Below are 20,268 nucleotides of genomic sequence, written 5' to 3' on the forward strand. Positions count from 1 at the left end.
TACTTCTACCTACCCTATAAACTCTCGAAAGTGGGGGGAGAGTGAAAAACTACGAGAGATGTGCGGCATTGAAACCCAAATCGGTTTCTTTCACCGAAGCAGCAGCAGCACCTCTGGTTTTAATAACTGCTTGGGAAGCTTTATATGAACGGGGGAGACTTGAACCAGGAGAAAAGGTATTAGTTCATGCAGGTGCGGGTGGTGTTGGTCATGTGGCTATTCAATTGGCTAAACTCAAAGGTGCTGAAGTAGCGACTACGGTTAGTTCACAAGAAAAGGCTAATTTTGTCACTCAACTTGGTGCTGATAAGGTGATTTTTTACAAAGAAACTGATTTTGTTGAATCTGTATTAGATTGGACTAATGGTGAAGGTGCAGATTTAGTTTTTGATACTGTGGGTGGTGATACTTTGGAAAAATCTTTTCCTGCGGTGCGACTTTATGGCGATATTGTGACTATTCTAGAACCGAAAGCTAATACTGTTTGGAAAGTTGCTAGAAACAGAAATCTCCGCATTGGGTTAGAATTAATGTTAACACCGTTGTTGATAGGAAATGTGGAATCTTTAATACATCATGGGGATATTTTACAAGAATGTGCTAATTGGATAGATGCAGGAAAGTTAAAAATTGAAGTTAGTCAGACTTTCCCTTTAGCGTCAGCAGCAAAAGCACACGCTTTGGTGGAAACTGGTTCTGTGCTGGGTAAGGTTGTTTTATTGAATTAATAATTGAGTAGGGAATTTGTTGAGATTGTTTTGTCACTTTAGCTATTTACAAAGATGGGATTTTTCTCAACTTTGGCAAATAAAAAACACCATTAAAAAAATAAACCTATTATTTGCGGAATTGGGAAGAATTATCATATCTAAATCCGCAGTAATATTGTTTATTTGCATCTTTTCTATATTTTTATTTCCTGTTTCTACTTTTGCAGTTCCCAATGAACCTATAACTTTAACTTGGGAATTATTACAAGAACGAGTTAAATCCCCAATTTTGCGAGATGGTAATTTAACTGTAGATTTAAGGAAAATGGTGATTGATTTACGTCCAGAAAATGCTATTTTTCGGGATAATTTTTATCAATTACTTAGAAAAGAATTACAAAAAACTGGGGCGACAGCTTTGGGTTTAGATTTGAGTAATTCTGTGATTGAAGGTGATTTTTATGGTAGTGATTTGGGCTTAAGAACTCCTCTTTATGCTCAAGGAATAGCCCAAATTTTTACACATACAGAACAGGAACAGTTAGAAAGTTTACGTTCAATATGTTTGCAATCTTTAGCAAGAGCTTTTCCTAATGCTAAAGATTGTAAATCTTTGTTGAATAATCAGCCTAATAATTCTAGTAGTATTTCTGTATTTCGTGGGGCTTTAATCATGGTAGAAAGTCGTTTTCATGGGGAAGTAAAATTCTCGAATACGTTCTTTCTCCAACCTGTAAATGTTCAAGGGGCAAACTTTTTAAAACCTACTAATTGGGATGAATCTAGATTTAGTCGAACTGTGAGTTTTCGTGGAGCTATTTTTCACGCTCTGAGTAGTTTTCAAGGTAGCATTTTCTTTGAAAAAGCCAATTTTCAAAATATTAAGTTTCTAGATTCCACTAATTTTCAAGGTGATGTATTTTGTGAGGATGTGAAATTCAATCAAGGAAAGTTTCAACAAATAGTGAAGTTTAATAGTAGTTATTGGCAGAAAAAAGCTGATTTTTCTAGTACGATTTTTAATAATCAAGTTAATTTTAATCAGGTGAATTTTCATCAATCTCTATTAATGAAAGATGCTATTTTTAAGCAAGCTCTAATTTTTAGAGAATCTGAGTTTAATGAATCTGTAGATTTGCAGAGTGCAAGTATTCTTAATCAAGCTGATTTTAGTGATGTCAAGTTTGCAAAAACCGCATTTTTAAATGTTTCTGGGTTAGTTTTTAATTCTAATCAAGCCAAAATTTTAGGTAATGTTGGCGAAATTGGTAAAAAGTTGATTGTGCTAACATTACGAGGTAATCAAAATATTTTGCGGAATTTAAGTCAAAATTTCCGGTTACAACAGCAGGTTAGTGATGCAAATCAGTTGGAATATACAAAACAACGGTTAAGATTAATTGAATTAAGTCATCAGTTGGTAGCTGTTAATATTAATACTGCTGCTGCGAATAGGTTAATAAATTTAGGGTTTTCAGCAACTCAAGCGGCGGAAATTAATCAATATCGTCAAATCAAACATTTTCGGAATATTAGCGAATTACTGGTTTTACCTGATGTGGATTTGGAAATATATAATCAGTTAAGTGAGAAAATTGTTGCTACTGAACCTCTAGTTTTGAGTGGGTGGGTAGTTAGATATTTAAATTGGTTGTTATTGAGTTTATTGTTGTTGTTAAGTGGTTATGGGACAAATTTTTGGTTAGTATTTGGTGTGGGTGGTGTGGTTATTTCCTGTTTTGGTGTATTATTTTGGTTAGTTGATCGTTTTCGTCGTTTGTCTCCTGTAGCAATTATTCCTAGATATTATGAAACTGTTTGTATATTAGTTAGTTTTATTTGTTTAATATCTGGTAGTTTATTGGCAATTTTTCGTAATTCTGGCAGTCCTTGGTTAACTTTATTGTGTTTATTTATGATTATTTTTCCCCTACCTGGGATTTTATTATGGCGACTTTATGAACAAGGACGTTATCATGATTTAATGGATGTTTCTTATTTTCGAGAAGATGGAACATTAAGACAGCTAAGATTATTAATTGGGAGATTACCCGTTATTCCCAGAAATCCTAGTTTTCGGGAAAGATATATGCCGCTATTATGGGATAAACGTTGGAATTGGCTGAATTATTATGATTTTAGTTTGAATAATTTGGTAAGATTAGGATTTAATGATATTCGTTTACGCGATGAACATTTACCAGGAATTATTTCTACTTTAGCTTGGTATCAGTGGAGTTTAGGGTTACTTTATATTATTCTCGCTGGTTGGACGCTGTCGCGGACAATTCCTGGTTTAAATTTATTAATTTATCTAAAATAGATTGATGACCCCTAATTTTTTGAAAAATTCAGGGATCTTTGTGCAGAAGAATTGCAAATAACTATACATATTTTCCTTGATTTATTTAGCAACAAAAATTAATCTACTGCTTTAATCAATCCACTAAGTAACCCATCAAATACACGACTGATTTGTTTACGATCATGATCGTCTAATCCTTCTTTTAATAATAGGCTAGACATGAGTAGCTGCTGATCTTGTTTTGTAATTGTGCGAACGGAAAATATGCGTTGTAAGACAGTTTCCAATAAAACTGGACTGGAGTTATTATTATTTTGCATATTCTTGACTACGAACTTTATTTTTTATCGTTTATAAAACTAAGGTATATTAATTCAGGGATTTTTGTATTCGTATCTCTACGGAATTATCAAAAATCAGTATTTGTGGATTTTGTGCATTTATCAATAGACAGGTTTTCAGTAAAATTACTTGTTAGTTCAATTAATTAGAAAGTGGATAGTTTATGACGATAGCTAAAATTGGCATCATTGGTGGAAGCGGGTTGTATAAGATGGAAGCACTGAAAAATGTGGAGGAAATAGAGATTTCTACTCCTTTTGGTTCACCGTCGGATGCGATTATTCTCGGAACTTTAGAGGAGACTCGCGTGGCGTTTTTAGCGCGTCATGGTCGTAATCATACGTTGTTACCTTCTGAGTTGCCGTTTCGGGCTAATATTTACGCGATGAAGCAATTGGGGGTAGAATACTTAATATCTGCGAGCGCTGTGGGTTCTTTGAAGGCTGAAGCTAAACCCCTGGATATGGTAATTCCTGATCAGTTCATTGATCGCACTAAGAATCGCATTTCTACGTTCTTTGGTGAGGGGATTGTGGCGCATATTGCTTTTGGTGAGCCGATTTGCCAGAACTTGGCTGGGGTTTTGGGGGATGCGATCGCTTTTTTAAATTTACCAGATGTCACGTTACACGATGGTGGTACTTACGTATGTATGGAGGGACCGGCTTTTTCCACTCAGGCTGAATCTCATCTCTATCGGAGTTGGGATGCTACGGTAATCGGGATGACAAATTTACCCGAAGCGAAGTTAGCACGGGAAGCGGAAATTGCTTATGCAACTTTGGCACTGGTAACGGATTATGATTGTTGGCATCCCGATCATGATAGTGTGACGGTGGAAATGGTAATTGGTAATTTACATAAGAATGCGGTAAATGCACAAAAGGTAATTCAAGAAACTGTGAAGCGGTTGAGTGCAAATCCCCCTGCTAGTGAGGCGCATTCGGCTTTGAAGTATGCGATTTTGACGAATTTGGAGAAAGCGCCAGCAGCAACTAAGGAGAAGCTAGGTTTGTTGTTGGAGAAGTATTTGTAAGGGAATAGGGGATTGGGGATGAGGGTAAAAATAAAATGCAGCTTTTATTTATCAAAATCTATTTCTTGTGGTTCTGTTACTATTGCGAATCCTGCTAAAATTTGTCTAATTCTTTCTTTTGATAGCTTACCAATTTTTTCAGTTAATAAAGCTTTATCTACTGTAAAAATCTGTGATACATTTACCACACTTTGCCGATCAAGATTAGCTTCTCCTAACTCTAGTAAAACATTACCTATTGCCTTAGCTCGTCGCAAATTAGAAGTTAATGCACAAACTATGACTGTTCTAATTTGAGAACTATTGAGTAAATCATTTTGGATGACTACATAAGGACGGATATAAGCTGGTTCTGATCCTAATAGTTCTCCCAAATCAATCCAATAAATATCACCTTGCTTAATTACCATTCTTTTTCTTTTAATTGTCCTTGATGATGTCGCATTGCTGCTAACATTATTTGTTCTGATTCATCTAGATCATCTGCATAAGCTTCATTAACACTTTCTACTAATTGGCGATTTTTTTGACGACGCAAAAATTGTTCCATTGCTATAGCAAATAATTTACTGCGAGGAATTTGCATTGCATTTGCTAAAGCGGTTACTTCCTCATAAAGTGATTCTTCAATTGAAATAGCTGTTTTGATGCTTGTCATTGAGTTATACCTCTTTTCTAACTGAGGGTATAACTTAATTTTACTCTATCTCTATCATTTTCACAAAAGAATTGCCCACCAAGTAATATTTATTTCCCACCACCGCCAGCAAATCAAGATGCAGAGGTTCAGGCTTCTCTGGTAGATTTAATAATGATATTTATTAAGTCCTATATATTATATGGCGATTCCTACGGAGCGCGTCGCTATCGCATTCTCCATAACTCCAGAAAACCGGTACATCAATCTTAACATTTGCCTTATTTCATCAGAAACAGGATGTCCAGGATTAAAGGATTTACAGGATAGAGATTGACATTTTTTTTAGTCATTAATCCCACCAATAAGTAATAACTACACCATCTCGCTGTTGCCAAAGCGACTCACCTTCCAAACCTGCTTCCAATCTCATTCGTAACTGTCGCCCAAGTCGCAAACCATATTCTTCATTATTACCATCGGTAATATCCACTGAATCTGCACGCCACTTTTTACCCAAATCCAAAAGCTGAGACACGATAGTATCTTGGTTTTCTGTCAAAATGTAGAGAGTATCGCCAGGATAAGCTACGAAGTGTATTATACTCGATTCTGGCATCGGGCGATAATTTGCCATTGCCAATAAGGTATCTACCAAACCACCAAAACTTAAACCATGTTCATCTGGTGCAAAAATCGGTTTCGTAAACAGAAAACTTGCCCATAGATGAGAATGTTGACTAAGATCCCTAACAACCTCCTCCCCATTAAACTCATTAAAGCGACGTTGCCACACCAAAGCTGCAAAAAGTTCCTGGGGACTGTATTCTTGAGCTAGGGTTTGAATTTTGGCTAGGTTTAACATACAGAATTAATAACGGTTTGACTAAATAGGTCTATTCTCTCATCTTATATGAATTATTTGTAAACCGAGATTCATTGCTAATATAACTTATTAGTTATCTAAGTATTTAGCTAATCGAGAGAGAAATCATGGTTCAGAGCGTATCCCCATCAACCATTAAAGCCCCCAAACCAGGAATTAAGCAACCAAGTCAAGAAACATTGCGATCGCAACCCAAACTCTGGAATAATTGGCAATCAAGGTCATGGAGTCGTTTTTTCCTCGGTTACAAAAATGCTCTGATTACAATTTGCAAATATCAGAAATTGAACGCAGTTCTCAACCTAAATTAGTAAAATTACTGCGTAAAGTTCCTTTATTCATGGGCATTATTGGGAATTTATTATTAGTTTATTTAATTAAACCCATTGATACTGAGAATTTGCGGGGAACTGTTCGTTAAATTAAAAGCAAAGATCCCCGACTTCTTTAAGAAGTCGGGGATCTGAATTCTGAATAGAAGTTAGTCAGAAATACCAGCATCTCGCAGGCGTTTTTCTAACTCTTCCAAACGTTTTAAAGCTGCTTCTTTTGCAAGTCGTTCTTGTTGCACTAACTCAGAACCCCAAAGTAGCAAATTACCATCTTTATCCCACCAGCGTAACCAGTAACCTTGACGGTTTTCGCGTTTTCCTTGCCAAACACCAATAAATAATTCCATTTCAGTTAACCAATAACGGTTATTTTCATCTGAAGAACGTAATTTATAGTGTCCATTTTCATGCAAGTGATATATTTCTAATTCACCAATATCTGGTTGAAAAATGATGTAGTTAGGAACTTGTAAAACCTGTTCATAATAAAACCATTTTCCGGGAGGATAGGTGTGTTTATTAGAATATTCACTGCCATCTGTATCGGAAAGAAATTCCATTACCACCGCAGGAATTTGTCCCTGTTTATGGGGGGTGTAGCTGCGTTGGATTTGTTCTCTAGGCACTGTAATTTGCGGCACGTAAACCCAGTCAGGGGCTTTGATGACAAATTTATCATTTACTGTGGCACAGATGCCGTAATTGGTAGTAGCGATCGCAGTTTCTATAAGTTTGCCGGTGAGTTCTAGGCTTTCCGTGAGTGCTGCCGCTAGACTGGGTTGATTGACATTATCCACAGGTTCATCGTCTAAAACGAAGTCTTCGGGTAAGAGTTCCCAAGTGATTTTGGTGGTCGAAGCACTTACAACCATAGGAAACACAAATAAGGGGTTAGATATTAGTATATAGTTATTCTCAATCAAATGTGAACACGACAATAACGAGATCCCCGTCTTCTGAGATGAATTCATAATTTATTTGCAAGATCCAAAAAGAAGTCGGGGATCTTATAAAACTTCTAATCATGTATTATCCCATCTGGCATAATTGCTCCTTCAAAATCTGTATCTGTGAGAATTACTCCGGTTAAATCTGCTCCTTGTAAGTTAGCATTTTTCAAGATAACATAACTCAGATTTGCATAACTTAAATCTGCATTTTTTAAACTAGCATTTGTTAAATCTGTCGTTACTTCTCCCCATTGAATTATGCGCCCTAAATTAGCTCGACATAATTTTGCACCATCTAAGTTAGCATGATGTAAAGTGGCGGTTCGTAAGTCTGCATAACTTAAATCTGCATGAGTTAATACTGCATATCCTAAGTCTGTCCGTTGGTTGGAACTGGGGCGTAAATCTGCTTTAATTAATAACGAACCAGAAAGTTTTGTTAAATGGAAAGTATAATTTTTGATTAATTCACTTAATAACTATATAGTGATTTTGTCGCATTTTTGTGATTTGGTGAACTTTTTTATCTCCTATTCCTAAATTATTGATATTTAGTTATAATCTTAAGTAGTGATGAATTGTTGTGCTGATGATGAGTTGCCATAATGCCGAAAACAAAGCCATCTACAGGTGATCCAGCTATTATTGCAGCCGTGGCTGACTATTTCAAGGTGTTATCCGAAGGAAGTCGGTTACAAATTTTAACTTGTCTCAAATCAGGTTCTATGAATGTGATGGAGATTGGGGAAGCAACGGGGTTAGGGCAGGCCAATCTATCTAAGCATTTGAAAGTGTTAACTCAAGCAGGAATTTTATCTCGTAAACCCAAGGGGACGAGCGCCTATTATGACATTGCCGACCCGGTTATTTTTGAACTTTGTGAGTTAGCGTGCGATCGCATTAGTGAGCGTATACAACAGCAAGCTGAAAGTTTGAAAGCTTTTCATAGTAAAAATACAGTATTTTAAATAGGGCTTGCTGAATCAGTGAATCTTGACTGGGCGCAGGCCCTGCGCCCCTACTTCCTAAACAACCTGAAAACTAAAGTTCAAGCTTGCCCAATGATTAACAGCTAAAACATAGGCATCATTGGCCGTAATATTAATATCAGTTTCGACTTTACTAGCGTTATGTAAATCCTGTAATATGGCTTGGGCAACTTCCAAAGGATTGACGATAGGACTAATAGCTTGTTGATCTGTGGTAGGATATTTAGCGATAGCTGCGCTGGCCGAAGGCATCGCCAATCCTGTGAGAGTTTCTTTAAACGGTGCGGTACTCAGGATAATTTGGTGTTCACAAAAAGTATAACGAGTCGGCAATAACCAACCAGATACAGATTGATTATCTGGTATTTTCATAGTTTGGCCTGGAGGAATGAGAATTTCTATTAGTTGGGGTTTGGTAGGAGGAATTTCTGTGGCTGGAAAAACTTCCCAAGGATAATAAGCAAAGGCATTTTGATTATTATTTAAACCCACTAAAATTAAGTATATAGGGCGATCGCTCAAATTTTCGATTTTATATTGCAAGCGACTCCCCACAGGAATTGTCGGCATAGCAATTCCCTCATAGCCAGGTAGTTGTAAAATGTTGTCCTGACTAGCAGTTCCCAAAGTGTCCCGCACCATAAACACACGGGGGACAATACTATTCACAACCTCTAAAGTTGCCCTCACAGGTAAACGAGAAGAACCTTGATTTTCTGTCAACTGCCACAACTTTGATGCCAACAAAGTCGAAAATTGCGGTGTTAATCGCTGTACTGCCACCTTCACCGCTTCCCCAACTTCCCCGATAGTATTAATAATTGGTTCACCACCCAGGCAAAAAAGACCATAACGGCTAGGAATTTGGGCAACTTTACCAAATACATAATCAGCGGTTTCTTGGGTGGTAACAATATTAGCAATTCGGCTAATTCCCGAAAAAACGCTAGTAGCATCTACCACTTCAATTCTTTCCAAATTCTCATCTAAAGCCACATTTACAGAAATATTGCGGGGTAATATGCGAATACTTTCTTGAACTCTTTGCCCAACTTGAGGTAGATTAGCAATCTCCTTATTTGTCAATTTAGCTTTAGCTACTAACCCACTTCGTGATTTAACAGTTAATTCTGCCCCTGTATCCAGAATTAACCGAGAATTTACGCCATAATTAGTGAGAACGTGGAGAGGTAATCCCCCCAACCATAACTTGAATATTTTACCATCTTCTTCTATGGCTTGAACCACGCCAATACTTCTCAAGTTATCAATGGGAAAATAATCAATAATTAAGTTATTTGTAAATTTCTTTGAGTCATTTAATAAACTTGGTTGTTGTTTTCCACCCAACTGATACATGGAAGTGGCAACACCAGAAAGAAAAACCGAAATTGTTTTAGCTGGGGTAGTTTCCCACAAATATTGAGTTAAAGCATAAGTTAATAATCCCGCAGTGCCATTAGAGAAAATAAATTCTCCGGCTTGCTGATTTAGTTCTGAGGTAGCATTGATAATTAGAGGATGATTATTAGCTGATTTCTGATTTTTTAGTTGGGATAAAAACTCTAATTCTTTGATTTGTAAAATTGCCGTTGATAATTCTGGACGAGTCCGCACTCGTAAACCAGTGGGTTTTAAATCAGGAGAATGGTTGTAACTGGTATCTAATATTGCCGTAACTTGATTTGTCGGGAGCGATCGCAATAATAATAACAGACTTTCTGTCAATAAATAGTTTCTTGATTTTGTACCTAATAAATTATTCTCATCAACAGGAACTATGGCATTTGCTAATATTCCCGTCCCCAAATTCACACAAGTCCCATAGCCAGAAAAATGGAAAATCACCACATCTCCAGATTTGGCTTGCTTACCCAAGTGATCTAAAAAAGCCGCTTTAATAAAATCTTTACTAGCTTGTTCATCAGTTAAAGTTAGAATATCCGCTGCTGCAAAGCCACAACGATTAATTAACAGTTCTGTTTGCAATTCCACATCAGTTATACAACCCCCCAGGGCAGGACTTTGTGGATATTGATTAATACCTATCAATAATGCCAACTTTCGCTGGTTAGTTTGTGCTAAAGCTTGGTAATAGGGATTTCCCAAACTCAACCACTCAGTTTCCGCCACTCCCAATGCCGCTAATAAGCCGCTAATCCGTTGTAAAAACCTACGCCGTTCCATAGTTAGCTATCAGACCCTAGCCCATTAGCTAATAGCTTAAAGGCTAAAGTCTGTACAGTAAAGTTTTTGATCTTAATCTAAACTAATACAGGTGAAATTTTCATAGACCGGGTTAACTCAGCCGCAACTTCTGGACGAGAAAATTCTGGTGGTGGTAATTCACCCCGACGTAACATTTCCCGAACCTTTGTTCCTGACAGGTGAACTCGTTCCTCTGGACTACTAGGACTGGTTTTAGTTGTGGCCATTTGTTTGGTGCGCTTACAATAGAAAGCGTGTTCAAACTTCATTGGCACAATTCCCAACTCTTCAGGGGCAAATTCATCGAATATATACTGAGCGTCATACGTGCCGTAGTAGTCACCCACACCAGCATGATCACGTCCAACAATAAAATGTGTACAGCCGTAATTTTTCCGCACTAAAGCATGGAAAATAGCTTCTCTTGGACCGGCATAACGCATAGCTGCCGGGTTGATTGCCAAAATTACTCTATCTACAGGGTAATAGTGTTCTAGTAAAATTTCATAACAACGCATCCGCACATCAGCGGCGATGTCATCCTCTTTAGTTGCCCCTACAAGTGGGTGCAAAAATAGACCATCTACAGTTTCTAAAGCGCATTTTTGAATATATTCATGGGCGCGGTGGATAGGATTGCGAGTTTGGAAACCCACAATTGTTTTCCAGCCTTTTTCTCGAAACATTTCCCGTGACGCAGCGGGGTCAATTTGGTAGCTGGGAAAATGGGGATGAGAATCGCGTTGTAATAACCAAATATCACCTGCTAGGTTGATAGAACCTTGGTTATAAACTACCTGTACCCCAGGATGTTTCAGATCATCAGTGCGGTAAACATTGATGGCTTCTAGTTGTTTGTCGTAGGTATACTTCTCGGTCAGTTCCAATACCCCAATAAACTCGCCTCTGGGGTTATCCAGACGCACTAAACCGCCTTTTTGTAGAGGGGCTGCTACTTCTTCGGTTACAGACAGTGTAATAGGAATTGACCAGACAATACCGTTAGCTAACCGCATTTCTGTGACGACTCGGTTATAGTCTGCTTGGTTCATGAAACCAGTCAAAGGACTAAAACCACCAATGGCAATCATTTCTAAATCGGAAACTGCTCGTTCATCAAGTTCCACACGCGGTAAAAAGTCAGCTTTGGAGAGAAATATTTCTCTTTGTGCTGAGGAAGCAACCCGGTTAATTAACTCTCCACCGTGGGCGGCAATGGCATCTGGATGGTAACTCAACGTAATTTTTCCCTAATTGTTGCAAACTATGTACTAAGTTACCAAATTATTGGTACACATTGTTAAATTTCTGTGAATTTTTTTCCTTTGCCGGTCGGAAAGGGTGAGATTAGGGAATGGGTAATGGGTAATGGGTAATGGGTAATGGGTAAAAAATTTTATTCTTTCTTCCTCCTTCTTTCTTCTTTCTTCTTTCTCCTGACTCCTGACTCCTGACTCCTGACTCCTGAACTCCTGTCTCCTCCCATAAGACATTACAAACAATTACAATAAAAGTTGTGTTACACCAAAGTTTAAACTCAAGAGAGTTTTCAAATTAAGCATAAATAGAAGATTCACCCAAACATAGAGGAGTTGATAATATGGGTATAAAATTTCCAGTTTTGAGTGGGGTACTGGTACTTCTTGCTACTAGTTTTGTCTTGCCTTCAGTTGCTAAAGCTGAAACTGAAACAACCAGTAGTATGTTTGAACGGGCTTATTTTCGCCATGATCCTAACTTTTATGAAAATGGCAGTTTAAAACGTAAAGTAGATGCTTTAATTGGACCTGGGAAAAAATTTGGTACTACTTTTACTGACAATGAAATCGTTAAAGATGCTGAGTTAGTAAATACTCTTTATCTTGATGCTATGGCTCAACAAACCTTAAATGATCCCTATCTGCGGACACCTGATTTACCTAACCCCTACGATTCTTCTTTGTTAATGACTCCCCGCTATAATGGCAATCAGCTTAAAGTTGGGACTGAATACCGTTTTGATAATTCACAACGGCGGTAGAAATAATACAGCAGGAGTCAGGAGTCAGGATGAAGAAAGAGAAGAAAGAATAAAGAAGGAAGTTTCTCTCTTCTTCCCTGTTCCCTGTTCCCTGTTCCCTGTTCCCTGTTCCCTGTTCCCTGTTCCCTTTTTTTGTAATTCTACAACCTCACATCAGGAGGAAGTAGCACCTTATTAATTACATGAATTACGCCATTACTAGCTTTAACATCTGCTTTAGTAACTTTGGCATTACCTACAGACACTACGCCTTTTTCAGCTTGTATGTCTACTGGTTGACCTTCCACTGTTTTTACTGCACCGCTTTTGATGTCTTTAGCGTAAACTGCACCCGGAACTACGTGATAGGTCAAAATTTTGACTAAAGTTCCTTTGTTTTCTGGCTTCAAAAGTTTCTCTAAAGTTCCCTTTGGTAAGGCAGCAAAGGCTGCGTCTGTGGGTGCAAATACGGTAAATGGTCCTTGACCGGATAAAGTTTCGACTAAACCTGCTGCTTTAATAGCTGTTACTAGGGTTTTCAAAGAACTGTTACTACTGGCAACATCAATAATTGTTCCTACATTGGTTGTACTAATATCAGGTTTTTTGCTCCTGGGCGCAGATTGGCTTTCTGCAAAGGTAGGAACACTGACGAAAAAGGTGGTTGCAGCTACAGCGATAGCAAGTGTTTTAGCAAAAATGGAATTCATGATTTCTCGCTCCCACAAGTTATAGTTGAAATTCACTACCAGAATTGTCACAAAATTTAACAATTTGTGTTCATTTGTATAGCAACGGTCAAGGTGGTTAAGCTGTCACGCATTTAAATTGCTGGTTGAGATCAGGGAACAGGGAAGAGTTTGATGGCTTATTTTCTAACTTCACTAAATCAAATTTAGATGCGTCCTAGCTTAGGATATGAATTGTTCGTGTCAACGTACCGTAGGTATTCATGAAACTCCGTCCACAACAGGTTTTTACTCCTGACTCGGTGACTCCTGCTCTAACTATTCTGCCAGCATGGCTAACAGTTGTGCCTCTGTCAATTGGCTAATTCCTAAATTCTGGGCTTTTTCCAGCTTAGAACCGGCATCTGCACCCACAACTAAAAAGTCTGTTTTTTTGCTAACTGAATCAGTAATTTTACCACCTGCTTTTTGAATTAAGGCTTTGGCTTCATCCCGTTTTAAGGTTGGTAATGTGCCGGTGACGACAAAGGTTTTTCCCGCAAAATTTTGATGAATTTCCTCTACTGCTTTGCTTTGGGTGCTGTTGGCTAATTGTAAGCCAATGGTCTGGATACGGGAAATTAAGGTTTGATTGGCTGGAGTCCGAAACCATTGATAGACTGATTGGGCGATTTCTGCACCGATACCATAAACGCCTTCAATATCCGATTGTTTGGCGGCTGTTAACTCAGCGACGGTGGTAAACTTCTCTGTCAGTAATTGGGCGTTGACGCTGCCAACGTGACGGATGCCTAAACCATATAATACTCTAGACCAGGGTTGGGTTTTTGATTGAGCGATCGCATTCACCAATTTTTCCGCTGATTTTTGTCCCATGCGTTCTAATGCACATAATTTATCTGTTGTTAATTCATATAAATCAGCAATGGAATGTACCAAACCTTTATCTACAAGTTGATACACCAACTTTTCTCCCACACCTTTAATATCTAAAGCGTCACGACTGACCCAATGTTCAACCTCACCTTTAAGAATCGCCGCACAGGAAGCATTTACACATCTAGTAACAGCTTCTCCTGTTTCTCTCACTACCTGTTGACCACAGACGGGACAATGGGAAGGCATAATGAAAGGTTGAGTACCAGAGGGACGTAGTTCTTTGATGACCCGGACGACTTCGGGAATGATTTCTCCGGCTTTGCGAACAATTACGGTGTCGCTAATGCGGATATCTAATTGCTCGATGCGATCGCTATTATGTAATGTAGCACGGGAAACAGTTGTTCCCGCTAATTGTACGGGCAACATTTCCGCCAAAGGAGTTAAAGCCCCAGTTCTGCCAACATTGACAGTAATTTTTACTACACGGGTTGGGGCTTCTTCCGCCGGATATTTTAAGGCTATAGCCCAGCGGGGAAACTTCTGTGTAAACCCCAGTTGTTCTTGGAGTCTAAAAGTATTTAATTTAACGACAACGCCATCCGTCATATAGGGAGAATTCAGCCTTTCTGTATCCCAATATTGGTAATATTCAGCAACTTCAGCAATAGAATGGCAGAGTTTATGATTGGTATCAACTCGAAAACCCATTTTTTGCAACAATTCCAAAGCTTCCCATTGGGTATTCGCAATACTAGAATCATCCAAGCCCGTAATATGCAGAGTATAAGCAAAGAAATCTAACTGTCGCTGTGCTACAATCCGTGAATCCAATTGTCTGAGCGTACCTGCCACAGCATTACGCGGATTAGCAAATAACTGTTCTCCAGCTTTTTGCCTCTTCTCGTTAATTTCCTTGAATACCTGTAAAGGTAGAAATGCTTCTCCTCGAACTTCCACCTTAGCAATATTTTCCAACCCGTCAAAATTCAAACGGAGGGGAATTGAGCGAATAGTCCTGACATTTTGGGTAATATCCTCACCCATTACCCCATCTCCTCGCGTTGTCCCCCTGACTAGAAAGCCGTTTTCGTAAGTTAAAGCCAAAGCTGCACCATCAATTTTTAACTCAGATACATATTCTACTTCTCCGGTATTATACTGAGTAGGTGAGTATCGCCGCCACCGCTGATCCCAACTTTGCAATTCTTCAATATTGAAAGCATTTTCCAGACTATATAGAGGAATATTATGACGGACTGAAGTAAAATGGGTGGCGGGGCGATCACCTACACGCTGAGTCGGACTATCAGGAGTAATTAATTCAGGATTTTGCGTTTCTAATTCTTGCAACTCTCGATACAGCCGATCATAGACCGTATCTTCCATAAGTGGCGCATCTAAAACATAATAGGCATAACCAGCTTGTTGTAACAAGCGGCGTAACTCTTCTATACGTTTTACTTCCGGTTGATTTGACATCATCAGTTTCATAACAAAAAATAATAACAGTGGGAATTTAATTATAGGGCTTACGCATTGACAAAGTTTCTTAAATATGTGATGTAGATTTTATCTCTTGTAGGGTGCGTCAGACCCGATAATTTGGTAAAAAACAGATTTCCTCTATCTGACGTGGTTGGTGAGCTTGCCGAACCACACCCTACTAAATAAGTTATTGCCAAAGCCGAAAACAAGGCAATTTCGTTCATTCATCTGATAGTAAGTTAGTGAGCGTCCGTAAGTCCTAAATTATAAGAAAAGTAGCCAGCAATTATGACTCAAACTTTCACAAACAAACCCCCTATTATTATCGCTCATCGTGGTGCAAGTGGCTACCGACCCGAACATACTTTAGCTAGTTATGAATTAGCAATTGATTTAGGTGCTGATTATATTGAACCCGATTTAGTAATTACCAAAGATGGTATTTTAATTGCCCGTCATGAAAATGAAATATCTGAAACTACCGATATTGCTAATCATCCCGAATTTGCTCATTTAAAAACCACAAAAATTATTGATAGTGAAATTATAACAGGTTGGTTTACCGAAGATTTTACCATAGCCGAAATCAAAACCTTAACAGCTAAAGAACGTATTCCCAAATTACGCCCGCAGAACCTAGTCTATGAAAGAATATTTTCTATTCCTACCTTTGCAGAAATTATTGATTTAGCCCAGCATAAAAGTCAAACAACTGGACGCAATATCGGCATTTATCCCGAAACAAAACATCCTAGTTATTTTCAAACAATTGGTTTACCACTAGAACCAACTTTATTATTCAACTTACAAAAAATTAATTTACCTGTATTTATTCAATCTTTTGAAGTTAATAACCTCAAACAATTATCTCAAAAAACAGATTTACCCTTAGTCCAACTAATTAATGACACTGGCAAACCTTACGATTTTATTATGAATAATGATCCTCGAACTTATGCAGATTTACTAAGTCAAAAAGGGTTACAAGAAATTGCTAAATATGCCCAATCAATAGGTGTACATAAAAACTTATTAGTTCCCAGAGATAATCATGATAAATTACTATCACCAACATCCTTAATTATAGATGCTCATGCAGCTAATTTACAAGTTCACGCTTGGACTTTTAGAAATGAGGATTTTTTCTTACCCTTAGACTGTCAAGCAAATCCTGAAAAAGAATATCAATTATTTTTTAACTTGGGTGTGGATGGTGTCTTTAGTGATTATCCAGACAAAGCTTTAAAAGTTAAACTCTATGAATAATTTATCATTAAATCGCTTAACCGAAGTTGCTCAACTTTTCCTTAAATTAGGTATTATTGGTTTTGGTGGGCCAGTTGCCCACATTGCCATGATAGAAGATGAAGTAGTGAAACGTCGTCAATGGGTAACACAGGAACATTTTCTAGATTTGTTAGGGGCAACAAACTTAATTCCTGGACCCAATTCCACTGAAATGGCTATTCATATCGGATATATTTATGCGGGGTGGTTAGGATTAATTGTTGCCGGAATTTGTTTTATTTCTCCTGCGGTTTTAATTACAGGTTTATTGGCTTGGATATATGTCCATTATGGAACTTTACCCCAAGTTGCACCTTTACTTTATGGAATTAAACCTGTTGTTTTAGTAATTATTATAAATGCGATTTGGGGCTTAGGTAAAAAAGCAATAAAAACTCGAAAATTACTGATTATTGCTGTAATAGTTGGCTTGATAACTGGAATTGCTAAAGTTAACGAAGTTATAGCTTTATTCCTAGGAGGAATATTAGGAATGATTTGGTTACGCAGTAGTAATCAAAATAATTTAATGATCATTGGTTTAACCACAGGAACATTTTTACAAACTACCACGACTATAAATACAGCTATCAATAATCATCTGGCTGTACCTTTGTGGCAACTGGGGTTATTTTTTCTCAAAGTTGGTAGTATGCTATTTGGTGGTGGTTATTTATTAATAGCATTTTTGCAAGGAGGATTAGTAGAAGAATACGGGTGGTTAACACAACAACAATTATTAGATGCTATTGCTATCGGGCAATTTACTCCTGGTCCTGTGCTGTCTACGGCGACATTTATCGGTTATGTAATTGCTGGCTTTCCTGGGGCAATTGTGGCAACTTTGGGAATTTTTATCCCTTCATTTTTATTGGTTGCTGCTTTAAATCCTTTCATAAATACTATTCGTAATTCAGCTTGGACAAAACCTTTTTTAGATGCTGTCAATGTGAGTGCTGTGGCATTAATGGTGATAACTACAATTCAATTAGGAATAGCTACGTTAATATTACCGAAAACTTATTATGTGGATTTTTTTAGCTTAGGAATTTCTCTTACTTCCGCAGTTTTAGTCATTCGTTATCGTATTAATGCTGCATACTTGATTTTAGGTGGGGCTATGATTAGTTGGGGTGCTGTAATATTCGGTTATTCTCATTAAGCAAATAAGTTATTTCTGTTGCTAAATTATTCCGGGCATATTGTTCCGCACTATTAAACATTAAGGGGGTAAAATAAATTTTTTCTCGCTGCAAAAATCTTTCTAAAACTTGTTTTCTACCTGCAATATATTCCAATTCTGATACCCAAGCATATTCTTGTCGAATAGCTTGAGAGTATGCTTGATATTCCATAGGGTTAGCGGCTAAAATTGCTAAATCTGCATCAAGTAAAACTTGGCTATTTACATCATCATCTTGATGATATTTAGTATTTAAAATTAACTGATGAACTGTGTTAATATTATTAGTGGGAATTGCTAAATTTTTTAATATCTCAACAGCATAGTCAGCACTTTTTTCTTCATTATCTTGAACATGAGTATCATAAACTATATCATGAAACCAAGCTGCGAGTTTTACAGAAGGTAAATCTTGGGTATAAACTTGTAAAGTATCAATGGTATTAATAATTTGATAAATATGCTTTAATGTGTGGTAATAACGATTAGGACTAGAATAAGCTGCAACTAAATTAGTAAACGCTTTATTTACTAATCTTTTATCTACACTAAAGAGTTGAAATGTATTTTGCCAATGAAAAAATAAAACATCCAGCAAGTTTTGGGGATTCATAGGTACTATCATGTTTAGTTAAAGCCTGACAGATCAACTTATAAAGTGTAAGATATAATATATACACTACAATTCAGGAGTTAAAGAGGCTTAATATTTAGTATTTAGGCATTTCTAACTCAAACAATTCTTCCATATCTATTTTTCAATCATAACTCAATGAAACTTTGGCAGCCTAATCAATATATAAATAACGGTAGATTTGTTATCCAAGCCGTATTGGGTAGTGGGGGATTTGGTGTAACTTATAGTGTTAAAGAAATAGCCACAGATAAAATATTTGTCATTAAAACTCTTAACCATATTCAACAAAGTAAAGTAAATTTTCAACAGCAACAAGTTAAATTTGTTAATGAAGCATTACGATTAGCTAAATGTTCCCATCCTCATATTGTCAAAGTTCACGAAGTCATCGAAGAAGATGGACTTTGGGGAATGGTAATGGAATATATTGATGGCAAAGATTTAGCGGGTTATCTGGATGAATATGATAAATTATCAGAACAAGAAGCCTTATGTTATATTGACCAAATTGGCCAAGCTTTAGAATATGTCCATCATCAAGGATTTTTGCATCGAGATATTAAGCCTAGTAATATTATTTTACGTCAAGGAAAGACAGAAACCGAAGCAGTATTAATAGATTTTGGATTAGCAAGAGAATATAGCAGCGGACAAATTAGTAATATGACTAATGAAAGAACAGATGGTTACGCACCTCCTGAACAATATAGAAAAATCGGTAATTTTGGTCAGTATACAGATGTTTATGCTTTAGCTGCTACCTTATATACTTTGCTGACTAAACAAATCCCGATTCCGGCTGAGTATAGGAGAAATAATCCACTTTTACTACCACCAAAACAATTTAATCCCCAAATTAGTGACAGAGTAAATGATGCTATTATCCAAGGAATGACATTAGAATTTGAAAAACGCCCCCAGTCGGTACGTCAATTTAGGAATTTATTAGGTATAGTTAGCCCTCTTCCCAAACTTCATGAAAAAGTGTCAGCAGTGGGAATGAACTATACAAAATTGCGGGATTTACTCAAAGAGGAAAAATGGCAAGAAGCTGACGTAGAAACAACAAGAGTGATGTTAGCAGTGGTGGGAAAAGAAAATGATGGTTGCTTAAGTGAGGAAGACATTAAAAATTTTCCCTGTGAAGATATTCGCACAATTGATCAATTATGGTTAAATTCTAGTCAGGGACGGTTTGGTTTTTCTGTTCAAAATCGAATTTATCAAAGTTTGCTAAAAGATAGTAATTCTTCACTAGAAATTTGGGATAAATTTGGTGATATTGTCGGCTGGAAACAGGATAAGAAATGGATGTATTATCATGATTTGACTTTTAATATTAGCGCCCCTACAGCACATCTTCCTGGGGGAATTTTTTGGTTTGATTCCTGGTGGGGTAAGTATGGATGGTTTTTAATGGATGGTGTAGAGGCGAGATTTTCGGCTTTATTAAAGAGGATTCTCAATTGTAATATATATCAGGAGTCAGGAGTCAGGAGTCAGGAGTCAGGAGGAAGAATTAGAAGAAGAGAAAAATAGTCTTGAATTTGGTCAAGTGATAGGGTTTTGGTAATTTCAACGCTTATTCCTTGCACAAGTTTCACCTTTTTACCTTCAAACTCTTGATATATATCAGTTCTAGGTTTATATGGCTATAGCTTGCGTGACGACGTAGGAGTCATACGCCACGCTACGCTATCAGCAGACCATA

General features: G+C 37.3%; 18 protein-coding genes and 3 pseudogenes. 9 read left to right on the forward strand and 12 right to left on the reverse strand.

From position 1 onward, the window contains the following. Positions 1–53: 53 nt before the first annotated feature. Together FJR05_RS12115 and FJR05_RS12120 are read left to right on the forward strand one after the other, a co-directional pair. A pseudogene (locus tag FJR05_RS12115) lies at positions 54–728 on the forward strand (zinc-binding dehydrogenase); the annotation flags it as partial. 16 nt (positions 729–744) lie between these two features. Then, the gene (locus FJR05_RS12120) at positions 745–3,033 is read left to right on the forward strand and encodes a helix-hairpin-helix domain-containing protein (protein ID WP_174783676.1); all 2,289 of its coding nucleotides are present in this window, start codon (positions 745–747) and stop codon (positions 3,031–3,033) included. A 98-nt stretch (positions 3,034–3,131) separates the two neighbouring features. On the opposite strand, the gene FJR05_RS12125 is transcribed toward FJR05_RS12120, so the two are convergent. Then, on the reverse strand, positions 3,132–3,335 hold the full coding sequence (locus tag FJR05_RS12125) for a hypothetical protein (protein ID WP_168644319.1): 204 nt from the start codon (positions 3,333–3,335) through the stop codon (positions 3,132–3,134). A gap of 185 nt (positions 3,336–3,520) precedes the next feature. Between FJR05_RS12125 and FJR05_RS12130 the strand changes: the two genes are divergently transcribed. Next, positions 3,521–4,393 (forward strand): S-methyl-5'-thioadenosine phosphorylase, encoded by an 873-nt coding sequence (locus FJR05_RS12130; RefSeq protein ID WP_168644320.1) that lies wholly within the window; start codon positions 3,521–3,523, stop codon positions 4,391–4,393. A gap of 44 nt (positions 4,394–4,437) precedes the next feature. Here FJR05_RS12130 and FJR05_RS12135 read toward each other — a convergent pair whose 3' ends face one another. From FJR05_RS12135 to FJR05_RS12145, 3 genes are all read right to left on the reverse strand, one after another. Beyond that, positions 4,438–4,803 (reverse strand): type II toxin-antitoxin system PemK/MazF family toxin, encoded by a 366-nt coding sequence (locus FJR05_RS12135; protein ID WP_168644321.1) that lies wholly within the window; start codon positions 4,801–4,803, stop codon positions 4,438–4,440. Further along, positions 4,797–5,051 (reverse strand): hypothetical protein, encoded by a 255-nt coding sequence (locus tag FJR05_RS12140; protein ID WP_168644322.1) that lies wholly within the window; start codon positions 5,049–5,051, stop codon positions 4,797–4,799. Before FJR05_RS12140 ends, FJR05_RS12135 begins: the two co-directional genes overlap by 7 nt. 331 nt (positions 5,052–5,382) lie before the next feature. After that, positions 5,383–5,895, reverse strand: coding sequence for a hypothetical protein (locus FJR05_RS12145; protein WP_168644323.1), 513 nt, complete (start codon positions 5,893–5,895; stop codon positions 5,383–5,385). A 253-nt stretch (positions 5,896–6,148) separates the two neighbouring features. Between FJR05_RS12145 and FJR05_RS12150 the strand changes: the two are divergent. Then, positions 6,149–6,337: pseudogene (locus FJR05_RS12150) on the forward strand (magnesium-protoporphyrin IX monomethyl ester cyclase); the annotation flags it as partial. Positions 6,338–6,397: 60 nt separating this feature from the next. Here the strand turns inward: FJR05_RS12150 and FJR05_RS12155 are convergent. Next, positions 6,398–7,120, reverse strand: a complete 723-nt coding sequence (locus tag FJR05_RS12155) for a Uma2 family endonuclease (protein WP_174783677.1) — start codon at positions 7,118–7,120, stop codon at positions 6,398–6,400. 146 nt (positions 7,121–7,266) lie between these two features. Continuing rightward, positions 7,267–7,635, reverse strand: a pseudogene (locus FJR05_RS12160) (pentapeptide repeat-containing protein); the annotation flags it as partial. A gap of 168 nt (positions 7,636–7,803) precedes the next feature. Between FJR05_RS12160 and FJR05_RS12165 the strand changes: the two are divergent. After that, positions 7,804–8,166, forward strand: a complete 363-nt coding sequence (locus FJR05_RS12165; protein WP_168644325.1) for a helix-turn-helix transcriptional regulator — start codon at positions 7,804–7,806, stop codon at positions 8,164–8,166. Between the two features lie 57 nt (positions 8,167–8,223). Here the strand turns inward: FJR05_RS12165 and FJR05_RS12170 are convergent, their stop codons facing one another. From FJR05_RS12170 to FJR05_RS12180, 3 genes are all read right to left on the reverse strand, one after another. Then, positions 8,224–10,374 (reverse strand): caspase family protein, encoded by a 2,151-nt coding sequence (locus FJR05_RS12170; RefSeq protein WP_168644326.1) that lies wholly within the window; start codon positions 10,372–10,374, stop codon positions 8,224–8,226. A gap of 77 nt (positions 10,375–10,451) precedes the next feature. Next, positions 10,452–11,633, reverse strand: coding sequence for a sulfate adenylyltransferase (sat, locus tag FJR05_RS12175; RefSeq protein WP_168644327.1), 1,182 nt, complete (start codon positions 11,631–11,633; stop codon positions 10,452–10,454). 33 nt (positions 11,634–11,666) lie between these two features. Beyond that, positions 11,667–11,888, reverse strand: coding sequence for a hypothetical protein (locus FJR05_RS12180; RefSeq protein WP_168644328.1), 222 nt, complete (start codon positions 11,886–11,888; stop codon positions 11,667–11,669). A gap of 107 nt (positions 11,889–11,995) precedes the next feature. On the opposite strand from FJR05_RS12180, the gene FJR05_RS12185 reads away from it, so the two are divergent. Then, a complete protein-coding gene (locus FJR05_RS12185) occupies positions 11,996–12,415 on the forward strand; it encodes a hypothetical protein (RefSeq protein WP_168644329.1) in 420 nt (139 codons plus the stop codon). A 140-nt stretch (positions 12,416–12,555) separates the two neighbouring features. On the opposite strand, the gene FJR05_RS12190 is transcribed toward FJR05_RS12185, so the two are convergent. Then, the gene (locus FJR05_RS12190; protein ID WP_168644330.1) at positions 12,556–13,104 is read right to left on the reverse strand and encodes a fasciclin domain-containing protein; all 549 of its coding nucleotides are present in this window, start codon (positions 13,102–13,104) and stop codon (positions 12,556–12,558) included. 297 nt (positions 13,105–13,401) lie between these two features. Further along, on the reverse strand, positions 13,402–15,447 hold the full coding sequence (gene ligA, locus FJR05_RS12195; RefSeq protein WP_168644331.1) for an NAD-dependent DNA ligase LigA: 2,046 nt from the start codon (positions 15,445–15,447) through the stop codon (positions 13,402–13,404). Between the two features lie 291 nt (positions 15,448–15,738). On the opposite strand from ligA, the gene FJR05_RS12200 reads away from it, so the two are divergent. Both FJR05_RS12200 and chrA read left to right on the forward strand, forming a co-directional pair. Further along, the gene (locus FJR05_RS12200) at positions 15,739–16,716 is read left to right on the forward strand and encodes a glycerophosphodiester phosphodiesterase (protein ID WP_168644332.1); all 978 of its coding nucleotides are present in this window, start codon (positions 15,739–15,741) and stop codon (positions 16,714–16,716) included. After that, positions 16,709–17,899: a chromate efflux transporter gene (gene chrA, locus FJR05_RS12205; protein WP_168644333.1), complete on the forward strand. Its 1,191-nt coding sequence runs from the start codon at positions 16,709–16,711 to the stop codon at positions 17,897–17,899. Before FJR05_RS12200 ends, chrA begins: the two co-directional genes overlap by 8 nt. On the opposite strand, the gene FJR05_RS12210 is transcribed toward chrA, so the two are convergent. Then, positions 17,862–18,533, reverse strand: a complete 672-nt coding sequence (locus tag FJR05_RS12210) for a hypothetical protein (protein ID WP_168644342.1) — start codon at positions 18,531–18,533, stop codon at positions 17,862–17,864. The genes chrA and FJR05_RS12210 overlap by 38 nt on opposite strands. Positions 18,534–18,692: 159 nt before the next feature. Here FJR05_RS12210 and FJR05_RS12215 point away from each other — a divergent pair, with 159 nt between their 5' ends. After that, positions 18,693–20,096 carry a serine/threonine-protein kinase gene (locus FJR05_RS12215; protein ID WP_168644334.1) on the forward strand — a complete coding sequence of 468 codons (1,404 nt, stop codon included), beginning with the start codon at positions 18,693–18,695 and terminating at the stop codon, positions 20,094–20,096. Positions 20,097–20,268 lie beyond the last annotated feature (172 nt).

Source organism: Dolichospermum sp. UHCC 0259, assembly GCF_009711935.1.
GTDB lineage: Bacteria > Cyanobacteriota > Cyanobacteriia > Cyanobacteriales > Nostocaceae > Dolichospermum.

Excerpts from the sequence above, each read along its gene's own strand:
- FJR05_RS12125 (WP_168644319.1), bottom strand. The coding sequence starts at position 3,335 with ATGCAAAATAATAATAACTCCAGTCCAGTTTTATTGGAAACTGTCTTA.
- FJR05_RS12130 (WP_168644320.1), top strand. The coding sequence starts at position 3,521 with ATGACGATAGCTAAAATTGGCATCATTGGTGGAAGCGGGTTGTATAAG.
- FJR05_RS12135 (WP_168644321.1), bottom strand. The coding sequence starts at position 4,803 with ATGGTAATTAAGCAAGGTGATATTTATTGGATTGATTTGGGAGAACTA.
- FJR05_RS12140 (WP_168644322.1), bottom strand. The coding sequence starts at position 5,051 with ATGACAAGCATCAAAACAGCTATTTCAATTGAAGAATCACTTTATGAG.
- FJR05_RS12145 (WP_168644323.1), bottom strand. The coding sequence starts at position 5,895 with ATGTTAAACCTAGCCAAAATTCAAACCCTAGCTCAAGAATACAGTCCC.
- FJR05_RS12155 (WP_174783677.1), bottom strand. The coding sequence starts at position 7,120 with ATGGTTGTAAGTGCTTCGACCACCAAAATCACTTGGGAACTCTTACCC.
- FJR05_RS12165 (WP_168644325.1), top strand. The coding sequence starts at position 7,804 with ATGCCGAAAACAAAGCCATCTACAGGTGATCCAGCTATTATTGCAGCC.
- FJR05_RS12170 (WP_168644326.1), bottom strand. The coding sequence starts at position 10,374 with ATGGAACGGCGTAGGTTTTTACAACGGATTAGCGGCTTATTAGCGGCA.
- FJR05_RS12180 (WP_168644328.1), bottom strand. The coding sequence starts at position 11,888 with ATGTCTTATGGGAGGAGACAGGAGTTCAGGAGTCAGGAGTCAGGAGTC.
- FJR05_RS12185 (WP_168644329.1), top strand. The coding sequence starts at position 11,996 with ATGGGTATAAAATTTCCAGTTTTGAGTGGGGTACTGGTACTTCTTGCT.
- FJR05_RS12190 (WP_168644330.1), bottom strand. The coding sequence starts at position 13,104 with ATGAATTCCATTTTTGCTAAAACACTTGCTATCGCTGTAGCTGCAACC.
- ligA (WP_168644331.1), bottom strand. The coding sequence starts at position 15,447 with ATGATGTCAAATCAACCGGAAGTAAAACGTATAGAAGAGTTACGCCGC.
- FJR05_RS12200 (WP_168644332.1), top strand. The coding sequence starts at position 15,739 with ATGACTCAAACTTTCACAAACAAACCCCCTATTATTATCGCTCATCGT.
- chrA (WP_168644333.1), top strand. The coding sequence starts at position 16,709 with ATGAATAATTTATCATTAAATCGCTTAACCGAAGTTGCTCAACTTTTC.
- FJR05_RS12210 (WP_168644342.1), bottom strand. The coding sequence starts at position 18,533 with ATGAATCCCCAAAACTTGCTGGATGTTTTATTTTTTCATTGGCAAAAT.
- FJR05_RS12215 (WP_168644334.1), top strand. The coding sequence starts at position 18,693 with ATGAAACTTTGGCAGCCTAATCAATATATAAATAACGGTAGATTTGTT.